Raw genomic sequence first — 22,829 nt, forward strand, 5'->3', positions numbered from 1 at the left:
GGTGCGGGGGCGGGGGCGTCCTCGGCGGAGTCCGGCGCGGAGGCCGGCGTGGAGTCCGGCGCGGAGGCGTTCGTACGACGAGGAAAGATCCTCATGGCGGGCCTTTCAGTGCCTAGCGTGTCAGAACGAAGAGCGTGGCTGGTGCGCGTCGTGCTTCGCCGCGGTCCAGAGAAGCGCACCCAACCCGAGTGTCACCGGTGTCCAGATCATGCGTTCCACAATGGACGGGGACGCGAGATTCATCAAGGCCCCCACGGCCATGAGGCCCGCCGTTCCGTACATCACCCGCCGCCGAAGGGCAGGCCCAGCCAACGGTGTTCCCGCTGCTGCTGCAAGCAGTATGTACGCCCCGGAGGCCACCGCGCTAGCTGTTCGCAACGAATCGGGCAGGACACCCGGATGTGCGCCGCCGTAGGCTGCCGTTCCCCAGGGCGCCCCGAGGGCGAGGGCGCCCTGGAAAGCGGCGACTCCGAGAAGAATTGCCGCCGCGGTCTTGCCGGCACGGCTGGCTGGAAGTCGAGCGGTCACACGCTGTACATCAATCACTGGCCCTGCTCCCGGTGTCGTCGCTATGTTTTTCTATCTTCCAGATACGGTATCTAACAGATAGACTAGCTCTGCCTGGACAGCCATGGCTAGCCGTTTGCTCAACTAATCTTCACGAAGGAGCCCCGATGGCGCGCTCGGACCAGACCCAGACCGCCGTGCTCGGCGCGCTCAGCATCATGCCGATGTCCGGCTACGCGCTGAGGGAAGAAATCAAGAACACCCTGGGTCACTTTTGGAGCGAGAGTTTCGGGCAGATCTATCCCGCCCTCGCGGAACTGCAGCGCGAAGGGCTGGTCAGGCGCCAGGACGATGTCAGCGGCCGATCCTCGCCCTACGACATAACCGCCGCTGGCACCGCCCGGCTCCTTGAACTGCTGTCCGAGCCGCCGCAGCACAACAAGCCGCGAAACGGGGTGCTCCTGCGCCTGTTCTTCGGCCGCCAGCTTGGTCCGGCGGCTTGCCGCCGGCTGATCCTCGAGGCCCGGGTTCAGGCCGAACAGCAACTGGCGTCCATGACAGCGGCCCGGGCCGAGCTGGCGGGAGGAGAGCTGGGTGCCAACATTCCTTATGCGCTGATCACCATCACCGCCGGCGAACACTCCGCCCGTGCCACCATCAGCTGGGCAACGGACGCCCTCGCCATCCTCGCCGACGCGGAGCATGCACCGGCCGCTTCATCGGACACGCCGGGCGGCACGCCGGCTACTCCGCCGGCTACTTCCCCGGCAATCGTGCCGGCCGCAGCGACGTAATCATTTTCCGAATGTCCTGGTATTCCTGCGTTCCTGCGTAGAGCTTCGCCTTCTCCAAATACGGCAGCGACGCGTCCCCGGGCGTCCGGTTGTTGTCCGGGTTGTACGTTCCGCCGAAAAAGGCTCCGCTCGGCGCCCAGAGGAACAAGTGAAACATGGGGCACGCCGTGGCGGCGGCCTCGTCGGGCACCAGTGTGATGCCATAGGCCGCGATGGTGGTCTGCGTGGGCCCCGGAGCAGTGTCATCTCCCCGGGACTCAAATACGTACCGCGGCCCGACGCCGTCGCCGACCCCTGGCTCGGACAGGGCAAGCATCGGCTCGGAATCGTAGACCTGGAACGGGAGCTTGTCGACGCATTCCGCGCCGGTGACGATGTTGGTCCGCAGGCTCGCCATAGGTTTGCCGGCGGCATTGACCACATCCACAAAATCACCGCTCAGCGGCATCTCCCCCGCCGCATCCGTGACACTCCAGCCATCGGGAAAATCGAAGGACAGCCCGGCCCGTGACGTGAACGTCAGCCATGCCGCCGACGGCGTGGCACCTGACGGCGTTGGCCCCGGCGCCGTCGGGGAGATGGCGGCAGTTGTACTGGGCGCCTGGCTCGGCGGGGCCCCGCTTGCTGCCGGCGGTGAGCCTGACCGCGAGCCCGGCGGCGCAGCCGGCAGAACACAGGCCGCCAGCAGCGTGGCAACGCCAAGGGCCAGAAACAGAGTGAAGGACGCCGTCGTCCGTCGCATGACGTCCTCCCCCTGGGACATGAAGTGGTGGGACCATCATCGAACTTTCCTCGGCGGATGGTAGGGACTTTGGACCCTTTTGGGCTGCCGGAGCTTGCCGTGACACTACCCACGTTGACAGGGCGCCGATTTCAGTTGCCAATGGCAAGCTTGCTAAAGCTTAAACAATGCAAGAATTCATCACCCCCGCAATGCCGTTCCTGGCCATGGTGCTCGCCGTAGCCGCGGGACTTGTCCTGTCCTGGCTGCTTCGCCGGATTGTGCTCAGGATCAACCGCAAGCAGGTGGCCCTGCGCGAGACGTCGCGGGTGGCCCGGCTTCCGTTGCGCTTTGCGCTCTGCCTGATCGGTGTCCGGATCGCCTTGGCCATGACCACTGACGACGTCGAATGGCGCCGCAACGTGGACCATGTGCTGCTCATCGCGCTCATCGCATCCCTGGCCTGGCTGGCGATTGCCGTTCTGCTCATCATCGAAACCATGGTGCTCACGCGCTACAGCGTGGATGTGGCGGACAACCGGCGCGCCCGGCGGCTGCGGACCCAGGTGATCCTCGCCCGGCGGATCGCCGTCGCCCTCATCGCGGTGGTCGCGCTGGGCAGCATGATGCTGACGTTCCCCGCGATCCAGGCCCTCGGCGCCGGGCTGCTGGCCTCCGCCGGCGTCATCTCGATCGTCGCCGGCCTCGCCGCCCAGACGTCCCTGGTCAACGTTTTCGCCGGCATCCAGCTCGCCTTCACGGACGCTATCCGGGTGGACGACGTCGTGGTGGTGCAGAAGGAATGGGGCCGGATCGAGGAGATCACCCTGACCTACGTGGTGGTCCACATCTGGGACGACCGGCGGCTGATCCTGCCCTCCACCTACTTCACCACCACCCCGTTCGAGAACTGGACACGGCGGCAGTCCGAGGTCATGGGCACCGTGGAATTCGACCTCGACTGGCGCGCCCCGGTCGAGGAGATGCGCACCGAGCTGAAGAAGGTCCTGGCCGGCACCGAACTCTGGGACGAGCGGGTGGGCATCCTGCAGATCACCGACGCGACGGCCGGGTTCGTCCGGGTGCGCATCCTTGTGAGCGCCGCGGACAGCACCTCGCTCTTTGACCTTCGCTGCCTGATCCGCGAGGAACTCGTCCTGTTCCTTCAACAGGGCCACCCGACGGCGCTGCCGCACGTCCGCATCGAATCGGCGCCACCCGCCGCGGCCGAGTCCCGTGCCGTCGGTACCAGGCGTCCCGGCAAGATCTCGGCCGCGGACGAGCAGCCCCGGCAGCACGCCGATCCGCACGATTCCCAGCTGTTCACCGGCTCTGTCGAGGCCGTGCAGCGCTCCCGGGCGTTCTCCGGTCCGGGCGAGGACGTGTTCGAGGACCGGGACAAAGTCATCGCCTCGCAAAACTAGGCGCAGCCGCACAAAACTAGGCGCAGCCGCACAAAACCGGCCGGGTCTTCCCTGCCTGCGGCCGGCGGTCAATAATCGGAGCCATGACCATTCCCCCGCTCCCCGAGCCTGACCCGTTCCCGCCCGAGCCAGTGCCGACGTCGCCCGAGCCGCAACCGGCCGATCCGTTCCCGCCCGAGCCAGGGCCGACGTCGCCCGGCCCGAGTCCTTCGCCGGACCCGCTGCCGATCCCGGGGCCGCTGCCGATCCCGGACCCCGGGCCGGTCCCGCCGCCGCCCGTTCCGCCGACTCCGGACCCCACCAGGTTCTGAGCAGCCCCGCTTGCGCTTAAAGCAACGCGGGGTCACTTACGGCCCATCCCGGGGTTCGAGATGGGCCGTAAGTGACCCCGCGTTGCATTGCCGGGGCGCCGGGGATCCAGCCGTGGCACCATGGATTTGTGACACGGGCACCTGCCCGCGCTCTCGGGGAACGCCCCGCAAATTGCCGACGCGAGGAACCATCATGACCGGTCCAACCAAGAAGTGGCTGCTCGCCTACGCGGTTGCCGCCGTCATCTTCGCCGGCCTCGACGCCGTCTGGATCACCACCGTGGCAAACAATCTATACAAAAGCCAAATCGGTGATTTGCTCGCGCCCAGCTTCAACCGCCCGGGCGTCGTCCTGTTCTACGTCGTCTACGTGGTGGGCATCGTGCATTACGGCGTCCGACCCCACGACCCGCGGGCCTCGCTTCGGAGCCGGGTGGCCGGAGCGGCGTTGTTCGGTTTCTTCACCTATGCAACCTGGGCGCTGACCGCGTTCGCCATCCTCAAGGACTTCCCTGCTGTGGTGGCCGTGACCGACATCGCTTGGGGCGCCGGGGTGTGCAGTGCCGTAACAGCCCTCACGGCCACGATCCTTCGGCTGCATAAGCCTGTGCCCGCAGCGTAAGATCCCCCAGGAGAACCCACGGGGATCCTCCCGGGGAATTTGACGCCGCCGATGAGCTAACGCGGACCGTTGCCCGCGGCAAAGAAGCTGGCTAGAGTGGTCTGGTCGCCGCCGCCCTTTGGCTGACCCGCGGCCCTCCATCCCCCTCTGGTTCAGGAGATCCCCATGGAAACACGCACCCTCGGTTCGCTCACCGTCTCGGCCCTCGGCCTGGGCTGCATGGGCATGAGTGAGTTCTACGGCCAGGGCGACGACCGCGAGTCCGTCGCAACAATTAATGCCTTTCTCGATGCCGGCGGGACCCTGCTGGACACCGCGGACATGTACGGCCCCTTCACGAATGAACAGCTCGTGGGCGGGGCCATCGCCGGCCGCCGCGACGGCGTCGTGCTGGCGACCAAATTCGGCAACGAACGCCGCGAAGACGGCTCGTGGGTGGGCATCAACGGCAGGCCCGAATATGTTCGCGCGGCCTGCGATGCCAGCCTGCAGCGCCTCGGCGTGGACCACATCGACCTGTACTACCAGCACCGGGTGGACAAAACCGTGCCGATTGAGGAGACCGTCGGCGCCATGGCCGAGCTGGTCCAGGCCGGCAAGGTGAAGCATCTGGGACTCTCCGAAGCCAGCGCCGACACGGTCCGCCGCGCCCACGCCGTGCACCCGATCGCGGCCCTGCAAACCGAATATTCGCTGTGGGAGCGCGAGCCGGAGACCAAGATCTTCCCTGTGCTGGCCGAGCTTGGCATCGGTTTTGTCCCCTACAGCCCGCTGGGCCGCGGCTTCCTCACCGGACAGCTGCGCAGCGAGGAGGACTTCGCCGAGGACGATTTCCGCCGCCACTCCCCGCGCTTCCACGGCGAGAACTTCACCCGCAACCTGGAACTGGTGGACCGCGTCACCGGGCTTGCCCGCGAGAAGGGCTGCACCCCGGCCCAGCTGGCCCTCGCCTCGCTGTTGGCCCAGGGTGAGCACATCGTACCGATCCCGGGTACCAAGAAGCGCGAGCGGCTGCGTGAGAACCTGGGCGCCGTCGACGTCGAGCTCTCCGCCGGCGATCTGGCCCTGCTCGATGAGCTGGCTCCGGCCGGTGCCGCGGCGGGTGCGCGCTACCCGAACATGGGCACCATCGACGTCTGAACAGCAACGCGGGGTCACTTAGCGCCCATCCGGGGGCTCCCGATGGGCGCTAAGTGACCCCGCGTTGATTTAAGGGTGCGGGACGGACTTCTCCGGAGCCTGATCGATCTCGGCCAGCAGCCGGGCGGACCGCCATTCCCTCCCCCGCCCGCGACGCGCAAAAGACCCCTCGACGCCGGAATTCCGGTATCGAGGGGTCTTTTGCGCGTCGGCAGGAAAAAAGCGCGTCGCCAGCTACAGCAGGGTGATGTCGCGGGTCCGGTGATCGTAGTGGATGACCAGCGGGCCCCCGGAGTGGCGGACCTCGTGGTTGGCGCCGTCGAAGGCTCCGAACGCGCCGTAGTTTTCCTCCCAGGACCGGTCGAGGGCAATTTTGAAGCTATAGGAGCCGGCGGGAAGGTCCGCCGAGATCTTCCACAGCTGGTCCACGAGGTCCAGTTCCATCTGGGCTTCGTCGTACTGCGGCGCCCAGTTTGCGGGCGCGCCCAGCAGGATGTTGAAGTCGCCGGCAACGGCGACGGCGTCCGGCTGGTCTACGGTCTGGACGCTGCTGGTTTGGGCAACAGCCTCAGCGGCAGGCGCGGCGACGGCGGGTGCCTCGGCGGGTGCCTTGGCGGGTGCCTTGCTCTGCCGGATGGCCTTGGCGACGGGCGCAACCGCGTCCTCGACCAGTTTGGTGGCCTTGTCGGCCACCTTCGCTGCAACCTTTGCGGCCTTGGAGGGTACGTCCTCTGCGGCAGCGGCCTTCGGTGCCGGCTTGCCGGCGGGCGCCTGCGGCAGCGGCGTGTCGGCGGGAACGGGAGTTCCGGCGTCGAGCGCTGCGGCGAACGCGGCAGGGTCGGCGAACGCGACGGTGGCGCGCTGGCCGTCCTCGGTGATGGTCCAGCCCGAACGGCCCTTGACCAGCCAGCCGGCCTTGACCAGCTTCGCCGTGGCGGTGGTCAGTGTCTTGTGGCCGCGGGGAATGCCGCCGCCGAGCAGCTCACGCTCAAACTCGTTGAGCGGAACGCGGGCGATTGCCTCGCCGAGCACCGCTCCGGCGTTCAGTTTCTCATCCGTCCACACGCCCTCGGCGAGGACGTCCAGTACGGCCTTAAGTCGAAGGGTGGTGTTTTCGGCAGTGTTCGCGCCCATGGGTCTCCTCTAGAAGCAATTGATCCACCTGCATTTTGCCAAGGATGGTCGAGTTTCCGCGAGTCAGCAACGGTTAACTCTGTGTGTCGTGACCCACTATGACAGCCCAATCGGGTGTCCGCGAGGGTTGAACTCCCCGTACTCGTCAGTAGGAAATACAACGCGGGGTCACTTACGGCCCATTCCGTGGTCCGTCATGGGCCGAAAGTGACCCCGCCTTGCTTCCGAAGGCGCCGGCCGAGGCGCCGGCCGGCCACTCCCGGTTAGTCCCCGGCGCTCCATTGGGCCCCGGTCTCGGCCATATACGCGGCCACGGCGGCATCGATAGTGCGGTAAAAGTGGCGCGGATCGATCTGGCGGGTCAGTTCGTAGCGCTCGATCTTCATCCGGACCCCGTGCTTGAGTTCCGCGAACACCAGCGACGTGCCCTGCGCGTTCAGCTCGACGTCAAGTTCGAGCAGCACGTCCGAGGCGGTGGTGTCGACGTCGGTGATGGGTTCCGCGGCGATGACGATCCACCGAGGCTTGGGTTCGGCGCGTGCCAGCCGCCGGACATTCTCGCGGAACGGCCTGACGTTGGCGAAGAACAACGGCGCGTCGAAGCGGTAGACCACCAGGCCGGGCAGGTGCATCGCGTCGGGGTGGACGTGCACGTCATGAAAGCCCTCAATTCCCGGCACCCGCCCGATCACGGTCTCGTACGGCCACCAGGCCCGGCGGAAGATGTTGAGGACGGACAGCCCCACCGCAATGGCGATGCCCGGAAGGACCCCCAGCAGCGCCACCCCGAGGAAGGCCGCGATGGACAGGTAGAACTCCGTTTTGCGCTGCCGCCAGAGCCGCCGGGTGCCGGGGATATCGGCGAGGGATATTGAAGCGGTGATCACAATGGCCGCCAGGGCCGGCTGGGGCAGGTTCTGAAACAGTCCCGGCAGCAGCACCAGCATGAGCAGGATCAGCACGGCACCCGTCACGCCCGTCAGTTGGGTCTTCGAGCCGGAACGTTCCGCTACCGCGGTCCGGGAGCCGCTGGTGCTCACCGGGAAGCCCTGGAACAGGCCCGCGGCGAGGTTCGCCGCACCGATGCCGATCATCTCCTGGTTGCCGCGGATCTCCTCGCCGGAGCGCGCGGCGAACGACGACGCCGTCGAGATCGTGTCCGTCAAGGACACCAGCGCGATTCCGAGGGCGCCGGCGAACATCAGGGCGATGTCGGAGAACTCCAGATACGGGATGGTGAACGGGGGGAAGCCCTGCGGGAGTTCCCCGACGAGTGAGACGCCCCGGTCGGCGAGGCCGAAAAGCGACGTCGCCCCGATCGCGAGCACCACCATGATCAGCACCGACGGGACCTTGGGCAGCCAGCGCTGCAGCGCCAGTATCAACACAATCCCGGACACCCCGACGGCGGCCGCGGCAACCACCGCCTCGCCCCCGGCCAGTCCCTGGACGAAGCCGACGAGGTCCCCGAAAAAGCCTCCGCCGCTCACCGAGAACCCAAAGAGCTTGGGGAGTTGGCCCACCAGGATGGTGATCGCGAGGCCGTTCATGTAGCCGATCATCGTGGGCTTGGAGATGAGGTCAGCGATGAAGCCGAGCTTGGCGACGGACGCGAGGATCATGATGACGCCGACCATCAGGGCGAGCATCGACGCGAGCGCAACGGCTTTCTGCGGGTCACCGTCGGAGGCGACGAGCGGCAGGACGGTCGCGGCAATCATCGGCCCGAGAGACGAGTCCGGGCCCAGGACGAGGATGCGGGACGGGCCGAAGACCGCATAGGCGAGGAGGCAAAGCACGGTGGTGTACAGCCCGGTGATCGGGGGCAGCCCCGCCAGCTCCGCGTAGGCCATGCCCTGGGGAACCAGCAGCGTCGACAGGACGATTCCGGCGACGACGTCTTTGCCAAACCAGCTCTTCTGGTACGTCGCGGCGACGTCGAGTCCGGGCATCAGCTGGCGCAGCCGGCCCGTCCGCCGTTGTCCGGTCGTCGTCATAGGAGAACCCTGCCGGGCACCGGCGCCCGGCGCATCCTCCCCCGGGGGTGACCCTGAGCAGGCGGCGCTCCACGGAGCAACGCGGGGTCACTTACGGCCCATCCGGGGGCTCCGGATGGGCCGTAAGTGACCCCGCGTTGCTTGTTGCCTAGTGTCCGGAGGCCGCGCCCAGCCCCCCTTGCCGTTATAGGTGAAGTATGCTTCACTCATTGGACGGAGGGGAGTATCCCCTGAATGTCCCGTCGTCAGTACGGCCGACCCTGAGCGGCCCGGCGGGACAGGTCCCTAGGGGCCGGGAAAGACCTCCAGTTGGTGTGGACTGACTGGAAACGGGTGTTCCCTGATGAATGTTCCTTTTTGGGCCTGGTTGGCCGTTCTTGCCGTGATTATCCTCATGCTGGCCGTGGACCTGTTCGCGCACCGCAGGGCGCACGTCATCGGTGTCCGTGAAGCCGCGCTGTGGTCCGGGGTATGGGTCGCCTTCGGAGTCGGCTTCGGCGCCCTGATCTGGCAGATCTACGGTGCGGAGTTCGGCCAGCAGTACTTCGCCGGATACCTGATCGAGAAATCCCTCGCCGTGGACAACGTGTTCATCTGGGCGATCATCTTCACGTACTTCGCTGTACCGCGGGAATACCAGCACCGGGTGCTGTTCTTCGGGGTCCTGGGCGCCCTGGTCTTCCGCGGCATCTTCATCGCGGCGGGCTCCGCCATCATCGCGAGCGCCGGTTGGGTGCTCTACCTCTTCGCGGCGTTCCTTCTCCTCACCGGCTACAACATGATCCGCCACCGCAACGAACACCTCGACCCGGAAAAGTCCCGTGTGCTGCAACTCTTCCGCCGGCGCGTGCCCATGACGGACGACTTCCACGGACAGCGATTCCTGATCCGCAAGAACGGCGTCCTGCTGGCCACCCCGCTGCTGGCCGTCTTGGTCCTCATCGAGGTCACCGACATCATCTTCGCCGTGGATTCCATCCCCGCGATCTTCGCCGTCACCGACGAAGTGTTCCTGGTCTTCACCGCTAACGCCTTCGCCATCCTGGGCCTGCGGGCCATGTACTTCCTGCTCGCTGACCTGATCCACCGCTTCATCTACCTCAAGATCGGACTCGCGCTCGTCCTGATCTGGGTAGGCATCAAAATGCTCCTCAAAATCGACATCTACTACATCCCCACCCCGATCTCCCTGGCCGTCATCGCCACTATCCTCGGGGTATCCATCGGCGCGAGCCTCTGGGCCACCCGCGGCCAGGGCCGCAGGGAGACGGTGGGGCCGGCGCACCCCCCGTTCGGGACTGCGTCGGCCGAGGAGATCGCCGCCCTGGAATCACTGTGGCGCAAGCGCCGCGGCCCCGCAGCCCCGGCCGAGCCGGAGGCGGCGGCGCCGTCGGAAACCATGAGCAAGGAACAACCATGACAGCCTCCCCGCAGGAACCGGACAAGGGCCCGGAGCCGCCCTTGCTGCCGGCACCCACGCGTCCCACGTGGACCTTTCTCACGAACCACGGGCACGTCCTGCTTTCGGTGGCCGCCGACCCGCAATCCCGCATTGCCGATATCGCCGGGAGGGTCGGCATCACCCCGCGCTCAACCCTCCAAATCCTCAAGGACCTCGAAGACGGAGGATACGTTCACCGCGTCCGGAGCGGGCGGCGAACCAGCTATACCGTTGAGCCCCACCAGCATTTCCGTCACCCCGCAACCGCGGCCTGGGAAGTCGACGGGCTGATCGGCCTCTTCGCCGGCCCCTCGCCGTCGACCTGACCCGCGTTGCCCTATCAGACCTGACCCCCCGTTGCCCTATCAGTTTCGGCGCCCATCCGCCGGTTTTAGCAACCAGGAGTGATCAAGCAACTGAACGTTAGTGCCCGGACGCTGCCAGCTCGGCCAGCAGCTCGGCCTTGCGTTCCTCGCTCGCGAAGGAGGAACGGATCGAGTTCGCGGCCATCCGCACGCAGTCGAACTCGGACAGGCCAATCACGGATTTGAGCTGCGCGAAGTTGTCGTCCACGTAGCCGCCGAAATATGCGGGATCGTCCGAGTTCACGCTCACATTCAGGCCCGCTGCGAGCATTGCCGGCAGCGGGTGCTCCGTCAGGGTGTCCACGGCGCGGAGCCGGACGTTGGACAGCGGGCACACGGTCAGCGGCATCAGCTCCTGCACCAGCCGTTCCACCAGCTCGGGGTCCTCCATGCAACGGATCCCGTGGTCGATCCGCTCCACGTCAAGGAGGTCCAGCGCATCGATGATGTACGACGGCGGGCCCTCCTCCCCGGCGTGCGCGATCCGGCGCAGCCCGGCGTCCTTGGCCCTGGCAAACAGCCGCTGGAACATCGCCGGCGGGTTGCCCACCTCGGCCGAATCGAGGCCGATGCCCGCGATTGGCGCGTTCATGGCCAGCAGCTGGTCCAGCACCTCGAGCGCGGAGTCCTCGGAAAGGTCCCGCAGGAACGCGGCGATGAGCAGGGTGGAGATCCCGAACTCCTCACGGGAGGTTGCCAGCACCGAGGCCACCCCGTTGACGCAGGTCTCCAGGGCCACCCCGCGGGACAGGTGCGCCTGCGGGTCCAGCATGATCTCCGCATGCCGGACCCCGGCGAGCGCTGCCCGGGACAGGTAGGCCCGGGTCATGTCCGCGAAGTCCTGTTCGGTCTGCAGCACGGCCATGTTGGCGTAGTAGAGGTCCAGGAAGGACTGCAGGTCGGTGAATTCGTAGCGGGAGTGCAGCTCGTCCAGGCCGGCATACGGCAGCTGGATGCCGTTGCGTTCCGCGAGGGCGAAGATCAGCTCGGGCTCGAGGGTTCCCTCAATGTGCAGGTGGAGTTCCGCGACTGGCAGCGGGCCGTGAACCCCCTCGGGGACCTCGGCGAATTCGGGGACCTCGGGGGTGGCGGCTGCTGGGCTGTCCGGTGCAGCGCCTTCGGTGGCGGCGGCGCCGTCGTTAGTTTCCATTCGGTAAGGATATGCCCGCTGGTGGCAGGCACCGATAGAGTCGATTGGATGCACAGTGCCCAGCATGCTTCCGATCCGTCCGGCCCCGCCATTCCAGGCGTGGGCGCCAGCCATCCCACGGACGGTTTTGTCCGGGTGCGCGGCGCCCGGGAAAACAACCTCCGGAACGTGGACGTGGATGTGCCCCGCGATGCGATCGTCGCGTTCACCGGGGTGTCCGGTTCGGGCAAGTCCTCCCTGGCGTTTGGCACCATCTACGCCGAGGCCCAGCGCCGGTACTTCGAGTCCGTGGCGCCCTACGCCCGGCGGCTGATCCAGCAGGGCCACAACCCCAAGGTGGAAATGATCACCGGGCTGCCGCCCGCCGTCGCGCTTCAACAGCGCCGCGGGACGCCCAGTTCCCGTTCGACCGTGGGGACCGTCACGACGCTGTCCAATTCGCTGCGGATGCTCTTCTCCCGCGCCGGCAGCTACCCCGACGGGGCCAGCCAACTCGATTCGGACGCGTTCTCCCCGAACACCGCCGCCGGCGCGTGCCCGGAATGCCACGGGCTGGGCATCGCGCACACCGTGACCGAGTCGTCCCTGGTCCCGGATCCCGCACTGAGCATCCGCGACGGGGCGATCGCCGCGTGGCCCGGCGCGTGGCAGGGCAAGAACCTGCGCGACATCCTCACCCACCTCGGCTACGACGTCGACACCCCTTGGCGGAAGCTGCCCAGGGAGGACCGCGACTGGATCCTGTTCACCGAGGAACAGCCCGTGGTGGAAGTGACGCCCCAGCGCGACCGGGTGGCGAAGCCGTACAAGGGCCGCTTCTGGAGCGCAAAAAGCTACGTGCTGCACACCCTCGCCGATTCCAAGAGCACCACCATGCGCGACCGTGTGCTGCGCTTCATGGAAACCGGCCCGTGCCCGGTCTGTGGCGGCGCCGGCCTGACGCCCGCCGCCCTCGCCGTGACCTTCGCCGGCCGGAACATCGCCGAACTCAACGCCGTGCCCATGAGCGAACTGGCCGAGATCATCCGCCCCACCACCGCGCTGACGGCCGCCGGGACCGCCTCGCGCAAGCAAAGCTCCGGTGAGGGCAATGAGGTGGCTGTCGCCATCACCCGGGACCTGCTGCAGCGGGTCACCGTGCTGCTGGACTTGGGCCTGGGCTACCTCGCCCTCGGCCGGTCCACGCCCACGCTCTCCCCCGGCGAGATGCAGCGCCTGCGGATCGCCACGCAGCTGCGCTCCGGCCTTTTCGGCGTGATCTACGTACTGGACGAGCCCTCCGCGGGCCTGCACCCGGCCGACGCCGAACCCCTCCTCGCCGTCCTGGACCAGCTCAAGTCCTCCGGCAACTCGGTGTTCGTGGTGGAGCACAACATGGACATCGTCCGCCGCGCCGACTGGCTGGTGGACGTCGGCCCGCGCGCCGGCGAAGGCGGCGGCGAGGTGCTCTACAGCGGCCCCGTCGCCGGGCTCGCCGAGGTGGACGCGTCCGTGACCCGGCCCTTCCTGTTCCCGGACGGGTCGGGGACACCGGACGGTTCCAGGACAGCCGACGACGGCGGCTCCGCAACGGGCGCACGCCGGGAAGCTGACGGCTGGCTGCAGCTGCGCGACATCAGCCGCCACAACCTGCGCGAACTCGACGCCGATTTCCCGCTCGGCGTGCTGACCGCGGTCACCGGCGTCTCAGGCTCCGGCAAGTCGACCCTGGTCAGCCAAGTTCTCGCCGAGGTTGTCGGCGCCCACCTGCATCCGGACGCCGACGCCGTAACTGCCCCCGAAGACCTGGAGTCCGCGGACGCCGAGTCCGCCGAGCCGCTCAGCGTGGGCCCGGTCTCGGGACTGGACCGGCTGGACCGCCTGGTCAAGGTGGACCAGAAGCCGATCGGCCGCACCCCGCGTTCCAACCTGGCCACGTACACCGGGTTGTTCGACGCCGTCCGCAAGGAGTTCGCGGCGACGGACGAGGCCAGGGCCCGCGGTTTCGGCGCCGGCCGCTTCTCCTTCAACGTCGCGGGCGGCCGCTGCGAAACCTGCCTGGGCGAGGGCTTCGTCGCCGTCGAACTGCTCTTCCTGCCCGGCAGCTACGGCCCCTGCCCGGAATGCCACGGCTCGCGCTACAACCCGGAAACCCTCGAAGTCACCTACCGCGGCAAGAACGTCGCGGAGGTCCTCGGCATGACCGTCAACGCCGCCGCTGAGTTCCTGGACGCGGTCCCCGCAGCCGCGCGCAGCCTGCAGACCCTGCGCGAGGTTGGCCTGGGCTACCTGCGGCTGGGACAGCCGGCCACGGAGCTTTCCGGCGGCGAAGCCCAGCGCATCAAGCTCGCCACCGAACTGCAGCGCGCCCAGCGCGGACACTCGCTCTACCTGCTGGACGAGCCCACCACCGGCCTGCACCCGGCCGACGTCGAACTCCTGATGGCGCAGCTGCACCGGCTGGTCGATGCCGGCAACACGGTGATCGTGGTGGAACACGAGATGGACGTGGTGGCCGCAGCGGACTGGGTGATCGATCTTGGACCGGCCGGCGGCGACGCCGGGGGCAAGATCATCGCGGTCGGGACGCCCGCCGCCGTCGCACGGTCCACCAAGAGCCGGACGGCGCCGTACCTGGCCGCAGTGCTCGGGGACTGAGCCGGCCGCGTCACGCCGCAACAGGTAACGTCTTGATATCGGCGAGGGTCTGTTTTAGCCTTGTCTGAATGCCCGAGTCCGGGCATTGCATGCCCGGTGCTGCTACCACCAGATACTGCCCACAGGCAGACACCGAAATGACCTCTATCGTCAGGGGCGGGCAGGGGCGCGATAACGTCCGGGGACGGACCGAGCGCCGGTGGCCCTCAGGAGCATCTGTCACCATGATCACTTCAACCTTCAGCACTGCCGCGCGCCGCGGCGTCACTCTTGCCGCCGTCTCGATCGCCGGCCTCGCCTTGTCCGCCACCGCCGCCAACGCAGCTCCCCCCGGGCCGGCCCCGACGTCCACCTGGGATTCCCTGGCCCAGTGCGAGAGCGGCGGCAATTGGGGCATCAACACAGGTAACGGTTTCGCGGGCGGACTGCAGTTCAGCGCCGGAACCTGGGCCGCCTACGGCGGAACGGGGTCCGCGGCCAGTGCGAGCCGTGAGCAGCAGATCGCCGTCGCCGAGAGGGTGCAGGCCGGCCAGGGCTGGGGAGCATGGCCGGCGTGCGCCGCGAAGCTCGGCTTGAACGGCGGCGCCGTAGCACCGCAGAGCGTCTCCGTAGCACCGGCGGCGGTGCCGGTCCCGGCGGCTGCGCAGGCCCGGGCAGCCGTTCCTGCACCGGCAGCCGTTCCTGCCCCGGCGGCCCAAGCGCCCGTCCGGAACGCAGCCCCCCAGGCCGCCGCACCGGCGCCACGCCACCTTGCGGCGGTACCACTCAGTGGCGAGACCTACACCATCCAGAGTGGGGAGACCCTGAGCAAGATCGCCGAAAAGCTCAACATTGCCGGCGGCTGGCACGTGCTGGCCGACGCCAACGCCGCGACCATCAGCGATCCCAATATGGTGTTCCCGGGCCAGGTACTCCAGCTTCCGGCGTAGCCTGCCTCACTCCCGGCAACAGCGCCAAAGCACGACGCCGGAGCTTCCCCTCAGGGGGATCCTCCGGCGTCGTGCTTTAGCTGTGCTGGGGTGAGCTGTTCGGTGCGGCCGTAGCCGTCAGGATGAGGCGGCCCGGGGAAGTTCGCGGACAATCCGGACTTTCCACGCGGCGTCGTCGCTGGTATCCAGCAACGCCACGGTGCCCATCGCCAGGTGCAGGGCCACCCGCTTTGCAGCCAGCAGCTCAAGGTAAAGGCTTTCGTTCATGCGGGCGGGAGCGTCGATCACGTATTTCACGGCATCCCGCACCTTGCGGTAGTTGGCACTCTGTTCCCGGTTTACGTGCATTTCCAGCAGCCGGCGCTGGCGGATCTTGGGTTCCTCGCGGTTCAACCAGGACACTGCCGCATGGACAGCCACCACGAGGGTGAGCGAGATGACGTAAACCTCCCAGCCGCTGGAGAGCAGGAACAGGGGAAGATTGGCGATCGCCACGATGGCAATGAAGAGCCGGAAAGCCAGGATGCGCCGCATGGTCAGCGCCACGTTGGCCAAGGCCATCCGGAACCCGTACTGCTCCGTGCGGGCGGCCGACGGATCGATGGTGAACTCCTCAAGGACCAGAATCCCGTTCGCTTCGGGGCTCAGCATTTGTCCGTACTTGGGCAGCTGTCCGTACTTGGGCAGTTGGTCGGGCGCGGGCCGGGCCGCGGATTCTGTAACTCGCTTCGTCGGCATGGGGCGTGCCTTCCGTGCAGCAGGGGTGTTTTGTGCTATTTTACCCGCCGCTGTCCAGAGCTGTCTGTCCCCTGTCAAAATGTGAACGCGCTCACCCGCCGCCGCCCGCAATTGGTGCATCGGCGCTGTGGCCTCAAACTGGAGAGATGCAGACTTTTCTCCCCTTCCCCGATTTCCAGCAGAGCGCCGCGGTTTTGGACCGCGAACGGCTCGGCAAGCAACGCGTTGAAGCGCTGCAGATCCTGCGTGCGCTGGTGATCCCGGAGTATGGCTGGCAGTCGCACCCGGCCATCCGGATGTGGATGGGGTATGTTCCCGCACTGACCCTCTACGGGCTGACCATGGTGGACGAATGGACGGCCCGCGGCGGCGAGGACAGCACCCGGGAGAAGATTATGGAATTTGCCCCGCAGGCAGCGCACCCCGACTATGCGGCCAAGATTCCGATGCCGCCCTGGCTCGGTGCCCCGGAGCTGCACCTTAGCCACCGCTCCCGGCTGATCGCCAAGGACCCCAGGTTCTACACGCCGTTGTTCCCGGATACGGAGCACGACCTGGAGTACGTCTGGCCCGAACCCACGCTTGAGCTGCAGCCGGAAGACCCTTCCGGCGACCGCATGTGGGTCCTTCGCCTGCCGCTCGGTGACACCGAGCCGGGGAAACTGGACACCGTCAGCCTGCCGCCCGCGGGCAAGGCCAAGGCCGCCCCCGCAAGCGAAGAGGACTACCAGTTCGTCTACGCCGATTCCGGGTCCCGACGGCCCAAAGTCCGCAAGCTCCCGCCGAAACAGCTCGTCAAGAAGCCCACCCGCAAGCGCCAGCAGCAGGAAGAAGCGTTCAAGACGCTTCCGGGCAACTCGACCGTAGCCATCCCGTTCGACGGCGGCGCGTCCTTCGCCGTCGGCAAGGTCCTGGGCCGTCCGATCACCGTGGACGGCCAGTTCGCCCGCAACTTCCAGGTGGACGAGATCCTGGACCGCTCGGCCTTTGACTACCCGGCGCTGCTGCAGGATCCTCGGGTGTTCTTCCCGATTCCCGCGCGGTAGTCCCCGGCCGTCGACGTCGCCGGAATGCTGTGGCCGGCCTGGCGCCGGAATGCTGTGGCCGGCGCCGGCGCCGGCTATGGGCAGACGAGCGTCAGCTGGAAAGCGGCCCCGGTCCAGCTGCCGACCCGGGCCTTGATTTCCAGGGTGAAAGTTCCGGCCTTCGAGGACGTCCTGCTAAGGACAAAGCCGCCGGGGGCGACCGTCTGGCTGGAGGTACTGCCGTCCGGCGCCGTCACGGTGGCGATGTACGACGTTGCCTTGCTTACCGCCGCGAAGCTCGTGATGTTGGCGGTGGCGCCGCGAGGGCCTTTGTTACAGGTGCCGGAGCCCGTCGCCGTCGCAGGTGCCGGTATCGAATACGTCCCCACGGCCATCGACGAGCCAGTTTTCGCTGTGAAGGTCGCGTAGGCAAGACCGGGGGCGCCCAGTACCAGGGCCACGGCTACCGGCACGGCCAGCAGGCGGCGCAGGCGCACCAGCCATACGGGCGAGAGCCGCGGGGCTGCTGTGGCTGAACTGGGCTGGACGACGTTCACTGGTGCTTTCTGGCTGGCGGGTGATCTCCTGGCTTCAACTCTGACAGCGCCGCCTCAAGTCGAAGCCGGGTTCCGGATCAACATTTGCTCAAGATCAAACCGTGTTAGCCTGAAACGGCTGTGACACGTGGGGCGGGCGTGACGTACTTATCCCTCTCAGAAGCTGGGTTCATGTTTGATGCACCGGGACAACTCCGCGCTGTTGTCGTCGATGACGACAGCGACGTCCGCCTGCTGATTCGCCGGACTCTGGAGATGCAGGGATTCGCCGTTATCGAGGCTGCCTCCGGGGCCGAAGCCCTACTCAGCATCAATGAACACCAGCCGGACATCGTCACTCTGGACCTCAACCTCCCTGATCTGGACGGTGTGGAAGTGTGCCGCCGGCTGCGCAAGTTCTCCGACGCTTACGTCTTCATGATCACGGCCCGGGTGGACGAGATCGACGAACTCATTGGCCTGGAAACCGGCGCCGACGACTTCATTGGAAAACCGTTCAGCCCCCGCACGGTCCAGGCCCGGGTGTCCGCGGCGTTGCGCCGGCACCGCCCTACCCCGCAGCGCCCCACTCCCCAGCGCCGCGCCACTGACTTCCTGCCGGCCGGAACTGCTGACCGCCGCGCCGAATCGGGTTCCACTACCGGTTCGGAGGCGAGCCGGACGCCGCAACGCCGGGCCACCGACGTCGGACCCGCCACGGCGGAAGCCTCCCCATCCGCAACCGCCGGTGCGGCCGGACGCGATCGCCGCGCCCCGGCTGCCGCCCGCACCCCGGAATTGTCCGGCGTCCCGGATTCCGCCGGCGTCCCGGAACCCGCCGGCGTCCTGCGGCATGGGCCACTCGTTGTGGAGCCCGAGGCCCGGACTGCCACGCTGGACGGCGCCGAACTGGTGTTGACGCGCACGGAATTCGACCTTCTCGAATCGCTGACCGGTGCGCCGCGCCGGGTATGGACCCGCAAAGCCCTCCTGACCAAGGTCTGGGGCAACGAATGGGCCATGGACGAGCACCTCGTTGAAGTACACATCGGCAACCTGCGCAGGAAGCTAGGCGACAAGGGCCGGGAACCTCGGTTCATCCGCACAGTGCGCGGAGTCGGTTACCGGATGGCTCCAGCCGAAGAGGTGGTGTAGCTGTCCCCGGCATCGCCCGCCCGCTCTGCGGCAGCCGGCTCGTCAGACACCGAAGCCGGCGCGAGCCGGGAGGCCGTGCTCACGGAATACGGGCTGCCGCACCTCGAACCCGTCGGCGTCCGGACCGGCGCAGGGACTCCCCCCGACACGCTCGGCCAACTCCAGAAACTGCTGGTCCTGGCCACTAGTTCAACCGGCATCCCATCCGGCGTCGTCAACATCATCACTGCCGACCAGCAGCATCATATTGCGGCGGTGGGGATCGATCCCGGCGTGTGTTCCCGTGAAGATTCGATGTGCGCCAGGGTCTTCCTCCGCGGCGAGACCACCGTGGTGCCGGACGCGTCCCGGGACCCACTGTTCCATGACCACCCTTTTGTCACCGGGCGCGTGGCTTCCATCAGGTTCTACGCGTCGGTCCCGCTCATCACGACTGCGGGGTTCGCGCTGGGTTCGCTGTGCGTCTTTTCCCCCGCCCCCGCCGAGCTCTCCCCGGACCAGCAAACGGCGCTCGAAATCATCGCCGCCCAGGTGGTTGAGGTCCTTGAGCTCCAGCACCACGCCCGCATGCTCGCCCGGAGCCTGGCAGAGGCCCGAAACAGCAACGCACTCCTGGAATCGTTCGCCGGACGCATCAGCCACGATCTGCGCAACCCGCTGACCAGCGTCATCGGCTTCACCGAGCTCGGTGAACTGCGGAACCCGGCGGAGGCCGAAGACTTCCGCATTATCGGCAGGACCTCGCGCCGGATGCTGGCCATGGTGGACGATATTCTGTCATTCTCCCGAATCGGGGGTGCACTCCGGCCCGGCCAGGTGTCCCTCGCGGCATTGGTCCACGGAGTTGAGGAGGACCTGGCTTTCAGCCTCGGCGAGGCCGGGGCGGAAATCAGGGTTTCCGACGTCGTGCTGCAGGCCGATCCCGAACAGCTGCGCATGTTCCTGCAGAATCTCATCCAGAATGCCGTGGCTTACCGGCGCCCTGACGTCCCGCCGAGAATTCGGGTCACGGCCGAGGCCGTCGAGGACGGGGTTGCTGTGCGTGTCACGGACAACGGCAAGGGCATTCCGGCGGAAGAGCGGGGACATGTCACGGAGCCCCTGGTGCGATTGCATCGCGCCGACGACCCGCCCGGTTTCGGGCTGGGGCTGGCAACGTGTGTCCGGATCGCCCAGGCCCACGGTGGACGGCTGGAGATCAGCTCCGCCCCCGACGGCGGTACCACTGTTTCACTTATTCTCCCCGTGCCGGTGGTTCCCGGCTGGACGCCGGCTGCAGCAACCCCCGACGCCAGCTAGGACTCGGGGCGGGTCCAGGGCTCGCCCGGGGCCGGCACTGAGGACTCAAGGAGTGCCCCGAGGTGCTGGGCGAAGTCGGCCGCAGTGGAGTCGAGTTCCCCGGCAGCAGCCAAGGCAGCCTCGAGATCTCCGGCGCGGATGCACCGCTCCACCGCCCGGCTGCGGCCTTCGAGTTGAATCGCCCCTGCCATCGCCGCCGACGTCGCGACGCTGCGGATCGCGGCCAAAGCGCACTCGCTCTTGCCCTCGAACAGGCTTTGGTGGACGCACGTGAGCCGGTCCGGCAAGCGTTCGAGAAACCGGCAGACGAAGCCAACGGCATAGGACCTCGACTCCAGTTCGACGGCGAGGCGGTCGAACTGCCCGGTGTCCAGGACCATGCCGTTGCCGTAGTTCATGACTGGCTCGACTCCGCTGCCTCGTTGTCCGGCTTGGCCGGCTCGGCAGGCTTTCCCCAGATAGAGGTCAGGAGCACCCCGACGAGCAGGGCTGGCGCCCCGTAGAGGAGGACAGTCTGCACGAGTGGCTGGCGGAGCGCCCGGATGCCGTCGCCGAGGTAGGGGACAATTCCCGCGGTGGTGTACACGTAGTCCTGGGACAGGACAGCCGTCCACGGGTCCGGCCCGGGGTTGGCGTCCCCCTTGGTGGTCACGGAGGTCACGCCGGCGTCGTCGCGGTTGAGGCCGGTGACCCGGTGGGTTTCAATCCGGTGATCGTCAACGGGAATGCTGTAGGTGATGACGTCGCCAGTCTCGAGGTCGGCGACAGGAGTCCGGACGCTGACCACAACATCGCCCGGGTTGATCCCCGGCGACATGCTCCCGGTGAGCATGGTGGACGTCTGGTAGTTCAGGAACCGCGGTCCCACCGCGAGGAACAGGAAAAGCAGGGCAGCGACGACCAGGGTGAGCGTCAGGACGGCCCGGCCCACTGCGGCAATGGCCTTCGACGCCGGGCGCCGTACGGTTGCCGACGGCGTCGAGGCCCGCCGCCGGCCGCGGCCCGGAGTGGCTGCGAGTTCACTCTGGTCAGGAACGCTCATGGAGATGACGTCGCTCACGGGGGTCCTTTCCCTGCCGGCGTGGATGGTGCGGGTCTAGCGAAGGAGCCCAGTTCGGCCGGGTCCGGGCCGAACTGGGCTCCTGTGAAACGCTACTGGGCGGTAGTAGTTACTTGTTGGCGGCGCCGCGCTGTATGGCGGTGAAGGCGAAACTCATAACACTGTTCAGGCCCTGGAACGTGTTGTCCGCGGAGGCCGGCACGGTGAGCGTTACCCGGAGGTTATCGGCCTTCGTCGCGGTCACCGAGGCGAGTCCGGTCAACGCGATGGCGTTGCCGGTCACAGCCCGGGAAGCCAGAACAGCCGTGGTGGTGCCGGTGCAGGTGTAGGTGAATGAAGGAGACGTGCCCGCCTCGGTCCACGGCACAGAACAACCATCGATCTTCAGCTGCAGGCCGTTCACAGGATCCGAGTCCAGCTTGGAGGACGGTGCACCGGCGGTGGTGGTGAGAGTAACTGCGGCCAGGTCTTGGTCACCGCTGTTGGTCAAGGTCACCGCACGCTGGATGGTGTCGCCCGGAACTGCTCCTGAGGCCGCGACGGCGAGCCGGTTTGTCGCGCCGGCTGCACCGACGTCGAACTTGACGGTGCCGGCGGCCACGGCCGCAGAGGCGGACGTGCTGCTCGTGAACCCACCGTAGGTGCCCATGCCGGCAACGCCGGCTGCTGCGGCGAGGAGTGCGGCGGAGGCAAGGACCTTGCTGGACGTGGACTTGAGGCTGAGACCCATGAGAGATTCCGTTCGTAGAGCCGGGCCATGGGCCCTGAGCTTGGTGGTTATTGTCGCCGGCCCCCAAAGGCTGACAAGAACAACAATGCCGGGCTCCTTTCAAGGCAGGGCCTCGGTGGAAAACAAGATCACTTCAAGTTTTCCTCAAGGCCGTACTGAACGGTTCACCGGGTTTCAAGAACACTGGCAGACTGGCCCTATGACTGTACTTATGGCCGGTTGCGGCGATCTGGGCACCGAGGCCGGGCTGCGGTTCGACGCGGCCGGCCACCGTGTGGTGGGCTGGCGGCGCTCGCCGGAGAAACTTCCGGCCGCCATCAAAGGTGCCGCGGCTGACCTGAGCTCCGGCGCACTGCCGCCCCTCCCGGCGGACACCACCGCCGTCGTCGTCGCCATTGCGGCGGACTCCCCCACCGAGGCTGCCTACCGGGCGGCCTATGTGGACGGGATATCGAACGTGCTGGACGCTGTGCTGAATTCCGGCGCTCCCGTACGGCGGGTGCTGTTTGTCTCCTCGACCGCCGTCTACGGCGACGCCGGCGGTGACTGGATCGATGAAACGACGACGCCGACACCCGGCGGTTTCTCGGGGCGCATCATCCGTGAAGCGGAGGAACTGCTCTACAACCGCCTACGCGGCAGCGGCATCACGCCCGTGGTGCTGCGGCTCGGCGGGATCTACGGCCCCGGACGCACCCGGCTGATCGACCAGGTGCGCAGCGGCGCCGCGGTGATTCCAGTTGAGCCCCGCTTCACCAACCGCATCCACCGCGACGACGCCGCCGCCGCGATCGTCCACCTGTGCACCATGGATGCCGTCCCGGGACCGGTGTATCTGGGCGTGGACAACGAACCGGCCGAACTTGGCGACGTGCTGAGCTTCCTGGCCGCCGAGCTGGGACTTCCCCGGCCGCCGTCGGGCGCGGCTCAAGGTGACCGGCAGAGCGGCGGCCGGCAGAGCGGCGAGCCCTCCCGCGGAGGCAATAAACGCTGCAGCAATGGCCTCCTCCGCGACACGGGGTTCCAGTTCCAATACCCCAGTTTCCGCGAGGGTTACCGGGCTATTCTTGCCGGAGAAGGAGTCCGGCACCCCTGACCGGGGGCTTTGAATTGC

21 protein-coding genes are annotated in these 22,829 nt (G+C 67.3%); 12 read left to right on the forward strand and 9 right to left on the reverse strand.

The genetic code is table 11. The features are described 5' to 3' along the window. The first annotated feature begins 674 nt into the window (after positions 1–674). Positions 675–1,301, forward strand: coding sequence for a PadR family transcriptional regulator (locus BJG92_RS07280; protein WP_232083361.1), 627 nt, complete (start codon positions 675–677; stop codon positions 1,299–1,301). On the opposite strand, the gene BJG92_RS07285 is transcribed toward BJG92_RS07280, so the two are convergent. Next, positions 1,264–2,043 carry a hypothetical protein gene (locus tag BJG92_RS07285; protein WP_232083362.1) on the reverse strand — a complete coding sequence of 260 codons (780 nt, stop codon included), beginning with the start codon at positions 2,041–2,043 and terminating at the stop codon, positions 1,264–1,266. The two genes, BJG92_RS07280 and BJG92_RS07285, sit on opposite strands and share 38 nt — an antisense overlap. 167 nt (positions 2,044–2,210) lie before the next feature. On the opposite strand from BJG92_RS07285, the gene BJG92_RS07290 reads away from it, so the two are divergent. The 3 genes from BJG92_RS07290 (at position 2,211) to BJG92_RS07300 (ending at position 5,519) form a co-directional block, all read left to right on the forward strand. After that, entirely contained in the window at positions 2,211–3,446 is a 1,236-nt protein-coding gene (locus tag BJG92_RS07290) for a mechanosensitive ion channel family protein (RefSeq protein WP_232083363.1), read from the forward strand. A gap of 504 nt (positions 3,447–3,950) precedes the next feature. After that, complete coding sequence (locus tag BJG92_RS07295; protein ID WP_232083364.1) at positions 3,951–4,379, forward strand: DUF2177 family protein; 429 nt, start codon at positions 3,951–3,953, stop codon at positions 4,377–4,379. 165 nt (positions 4,380–4,544) lie between these two features. After that, positions 4,545–5,519 (forward strand): aldo/keto reductase, encoded by a 975-nt coding sequence (locus BJG92_RS07300; protein ID WP_232083365.1) that lies wholly within the window; start codon positions 4,545–4,547, stop codon positions 5,517–5,519. A 234-nt stretch (positions 5,520–5,753) separates the two neighbouring features. Here the strand turns inward: BJG92_RS07300 and BJG92_RS07305 are convergent, their stop codons facing one another. After that, positions 5,754–6,653 (reverse strand): glycosidase, encoded by a 900-nt coding sequence (locus BJG92_RS07305; RefSeq protein WP_232083366.1) that lies wholly within the window; start codon positions 6,651–6,653, stop codon positions 5,754–5,756. Positions 6,654–6,916: 263 nt separating this feature from the next. Continuing rightward, positions 6,917–8,650, reverse strand: coding sequence for a SulP family inorganic anion transporter (locus tag BJG92_RS07310; RefSeq protein ID WP_232083367.1), 1,734 nt, complete (start codon positions 8,648–8,650; stop codon positions 6,917–6,919). A gap of 343 nt (positions 8,651–8,993) precedes the next feature. On the opposite strand from BJG92_RS07310, the gene BJG92_RS07315 reads away from it, so the two are divergent. Together BJG92_RS07315 and BJG92_RS07320 are read left to right on the forward strand one after the other, a co-directional pair. Continuing rightward, the gene (locus BJG92_RS07315) at positions 8,994–10,070 is read left to right on the forward strand and encodes a TerC family protein (RefSeq protein ID WP_232083368.1); all 1,077 of its coding nucleotides are present in this window, start codon (positions 8,994–8,996) and stop codon (positions 10,068–10,070) included. Further along, a complete protein-coding gene (locus BJG92_RS07320; protein ID WP_232083369.1) occupies positions 10,067–10,417 on the forward strand; it encodes a winged helix-turn-helix domain-containing protein in 351 nt (116 codons plus the stop codon). The genes BJG92_RS07315 and BJG92_RS07320 overlap by 4 nt, the downstream gene beginning before the upstream one ends. A 97-nt stretch (positions 10,418–10,514) precedes the next feature. Here BJG92_RS07320 and BJG92_RS07325 read toward each other — a convergent pair whose 3' ends face one another. After that, positions 10,515–11,606 carry an adenosine deaminase gene (locus tag BJG92_RS07325; RefSeq protein WP_232083370.1) on the reverse strand — a complete coding sequence of 364 codons (1,092 nt, stop codon included), beginning with the start codon at positions 11,604–11,606 and terminating at the stop codon, positions 10,515–10,517. Positions 11,607–11,654: 48 nt separating this feature from the next. Here BJG92_RS07325 and BJG92_RS07330 point away from each other — a divergent pair, with 48 nt between their 5' ends. Both BJG92_RS07330 and BJG92_RS07335 read left to right on the forward strand, forming a co-directional pair. After that, positions 11,655–14,243, forward strand: coding sequence for an excinuclease ABC subunit UvrA (locus tag BJG92_RS07330; protein WP_232083371.1), 2,589 nt, complete (start codon positions 11,655–11,657; stop codon positions 14,241–14,243). A 224-nt stretch (positions 14,244–14,467) separates the two neighbouring features. Beyond that, positions 14,468–15,172, forward strand: coding sequence for a transglycosylase family protein (locus BJG92_RS07335; RefSeq protein ID WP_232083372.1), 705 nt, complete (start codon positions 14,468–14,470; stop codon positions 15,170–15,172). A gap of 117 nt (positions 15,173–15,289) precedes the next feature. Here the strand turns inward: BJG92_RS07335 and BJG92_RS07340 are convergent, their stop codons facing one another. Beyond that, positions 15,290–15,823, reverse strand: a complete 534-nt coding sequence (locus tag BJG92_RS07340; protein WP_232083479.1) for a hypothetical protein — start codon at positions 15,821–15,823, stop codon at positions 15,290–15,292. 233 nt (positions 15,824–16,056) lie between these two features. Here BJG92_RS07340 and BJG92_RS07345 point away from each other — a divergent pair, with 233 nt between their 5' ends. Next, positions 16,057–16,956: an MSMEG_6728 family protein gene (locus BJG92_RS07345; RefSeq protein ID WP_232083373.1), complete on the forward strand. Its 900-nt coding sequence runs from the start codon at positions 16,057–16,059 to the stop codon at positions 16,954–16,956. Between the two features lie 74 nt (positions 16,957–17,030). Here the strand turns inward: BJG92_RS07345 and BJG92_RS07350 are convergent, their stop codons facing one another. Beyond that, positions 17,031–17,492 carry a hypothetical protein gene (locus BJG92_RS07350; protein WP_232083374.1) on the reverse strand — a complete coding sequence of 154 codons (462 nt, stop codon included), beginning with the start codon at positions 17,490–17,492 and terminating at the stop codon, positions 17,031–17,033. Between the two features lie 171 nt (positions 17,493–17,663). On the opposite strand from BJG92_RS07350, the gene BJG92_RS07355 reads away from it, so the two are divergent. Both BJG92_RS07355 and BJG92_RS07360 read left to right on the forward strand, forming a co-directional pair. Then, positions 17,664–18,626 carry a response regulator transcription factor gene (locus BJG92_RS07355; RefSeq protein ID WP_232083375.1) on the forward strand — a complete coding sequence of 321 codons (963 nt, stop codon included), beginning with the start codon at positions 17,664–17,666 and terminating at the stop codon, positions 18,624–18,626. A gap of 75 nt (positions 18,627–18,701) precedes the next feature. Further along, positions 18,702–19,925, forward strand: coding sequence for an ATP-binding protein (locus BJG92_RS07360; protein ID WP_232083376.1), 1,224 nt, complete (start codon positions 18,702–18,704; stop codon positions 19,923–19,925). Here the strand turns inward: BJG92_RS07360 and BJG92_RS07365 are convergent. The 3 genes from BJG92_RS07365 to BJG92_RS07375 all read right to left on the reverse strand — a co-directional run bounded on the left by BJG92_RS07365 (position 19,922) and on the right by BJG92_RS07375 (position 21,715). Then, the gene (locus BJG92_RS07365; protein ID WP_232083377.1) at positions 19,922–20,323 is read right to left on the reverse strand and encodes a hypothetical protein; all 402 of its coding nucleotides are present in this window, start codon (positions 20,321–20,323) and stop codon (positions 19,922–19,924) included. The genes BJG92_RS07360 and BJG92_RS07365 overlap by 4 nt on opposite strands. Next, positions 20,320–20,985, reverse strand: coding sequence for a signal peptidase I (locus tag BJG92_RS07370; RefSeq protein WP_232083378.1), 666 nt, complete (start codon positions 20,983–20,985; stop codon positions 20,320–20,322). Before BJG92_RS07370 ends, BJG92_RS07365 begins: the two co-directional genes overlap by 4 nt. A 109-nt stretch (positions 20,986–21,094) precedes the next feature. After that, complete coding sequence (locus BJG92_RS07375; protein ID WP_232083379.1) at positions 21,095–21,715, reverse strand: TasA family protein; 621 nt, start codon at positions 21,713–21,715, stop codon at positions 21,095–21,097. 199 nt (positions 21,716–21,914) lie between these two features. Between BJG92_RS07375 and BJG92_RS07380 the strand changes: the two genes are divergently transcribed. Further along, the gene (locus BJG92_RS07380) at positions 21,915–22,811 is read left to right on the forward strand and encodes an SDR family oxidoreductase (protein WP_232083380.1); all 897 of its coding nucleotides are present in this window, start codon (positions 21,915–21,917) and stop codon (positions 22,809–22,811) included. Positions 22,812–22,829 lie beyond the last annotated feature (18 nt).

Source organism: Arthrobacter sp. SO5, from assembly GCF_020532805.1.
In the GTDB taxonomy this organism is placed as follows: Bacteria; Actinomycetota; Actinomycetes; order Actinomycetales; family Micrococcaceae; genus Arthrobacter.

Coding starts and splice junctions, on each gene's coding strand:
- BJG92_RS07340 (WP_232083479.1), bottom strand. CDS start 15,823: ATGCTGAGCCCCGAAGCGAACGGGATTCTGGTCCTTGAGGAGTTCACC.
- BJG92_RS07300 (WP_232083365.1), top strand. CDS start 4,545: ATGGAAACACGCACCCTCGGTTCGCTCACCGTCTCGGCCCTCGGCCTG.
- BJG92_RS07290 (WP_232083363.1), top strand. CDS start 2,211: ATGCAAGAATTCATCACCCCCGCAATGCCGTTCCTGGCCATGGTGCTC.
- BJG92_RS07330 (WP_232083371.1), top strand. CDS start 11,655: ATGCACAGTGCCCAGCATGCTTCCGATCCGTCCGGCCCCGCCATTCCA.
- BJG92_RS07280 (WP_232083361.1), top strand. CDS start 675: ATGGCGCGCTCGGACCAGACCCAGACCGCCGTGCTCGGCGCGCTCAGC.
- BJG92_RS07365 (WP_232083377.1), bottom strand. CDS start 20,323: ATGAACTACGGCAACGGCATGGTCCTGGACACCGGGCAGTTCGACCGC.
- BJG92_RS07375 (WP_232083379.1), bottom strand. CDS start 21,715: ATGGGTCTCAGCCTCAAGTCCACGTCCAGCAAGGTCCTTGCCTCCGCC.
- BJG92_RS07320 (WP_232083369.1), top strand. CDS start 10,067: ATGACAGCCTCCCCGCAGGAACCGGACAAGGGCCCGGAGCCGCCCTTG.
- BJG92_RS07305 (WP_232083366.1), bottom strand. CDS start 6,653: ATGGGCGCGAACACTGCCGAAAACACCACCCTTCGACTTAAGGCCGTA.
- BJG92_RS07315 (WP_232083368.1), top strand. CDS start 8,994: ATGAATGTTCCTTTTTGGGCCTGGTTGGCCGTTCTTGCCGTGATTATC.
- BJG92_RS07310 (WP_232083367.1), bottom strand. CDS start 8,650: ATGACGACGACCGGACAACGGCGGACGGGCCGGCTGCGCCAGCTGATG.
- BJG92_RS07295 (WP_232083364.1), top strand. CDS start 3,951: ATGACCGGTCCAACCAAGAAGTGGCTGCTCGCCTACGCGGTTGCCGCC.
- BJG92_RS07335 (WP_232083372.1), top strand. CDS start 14,468: ATGATCACTTCAACCTTCAGCACTGCCGCGCGCCGCGGCGTCACTCTT.
- BJG92_RS07345 (WP_232083373.1), top strand. CDS start 16,057: ATGCAGACTTTTCTCCCCTTCCCCGATTTCCAGCAGAGCGCCGCGGTT.
- BJG92_RS07285 (WP_232083362.1), bottom strand. CDS start 2,043: ATGCGACGGACGACGGCGTCCTTCACTCTGTTTCTGGCCCTTGGCGTT.
- BJG92_RS07380 (WP_232083380.1), top strand. CDS start 21,915: ATGACTGTACTTATGGCCGGTTGCGGCGATCTGGGCACCGAGGCCGGG.
- BJG92_RS07355 (WP_232083375.1), top strand. CDS start 17,664: ATGTTTGATGCACCGGGACAACTCCGCGCTGTTGTCGTCGATGACGAC.
- BJG92_RS07325 (WP_232083370.1), bottom strand. CDS start 11,606: ATGGAAACTAACGACGGCGCCGCCGCCACCGAAGGCGCTGCACCGGAC.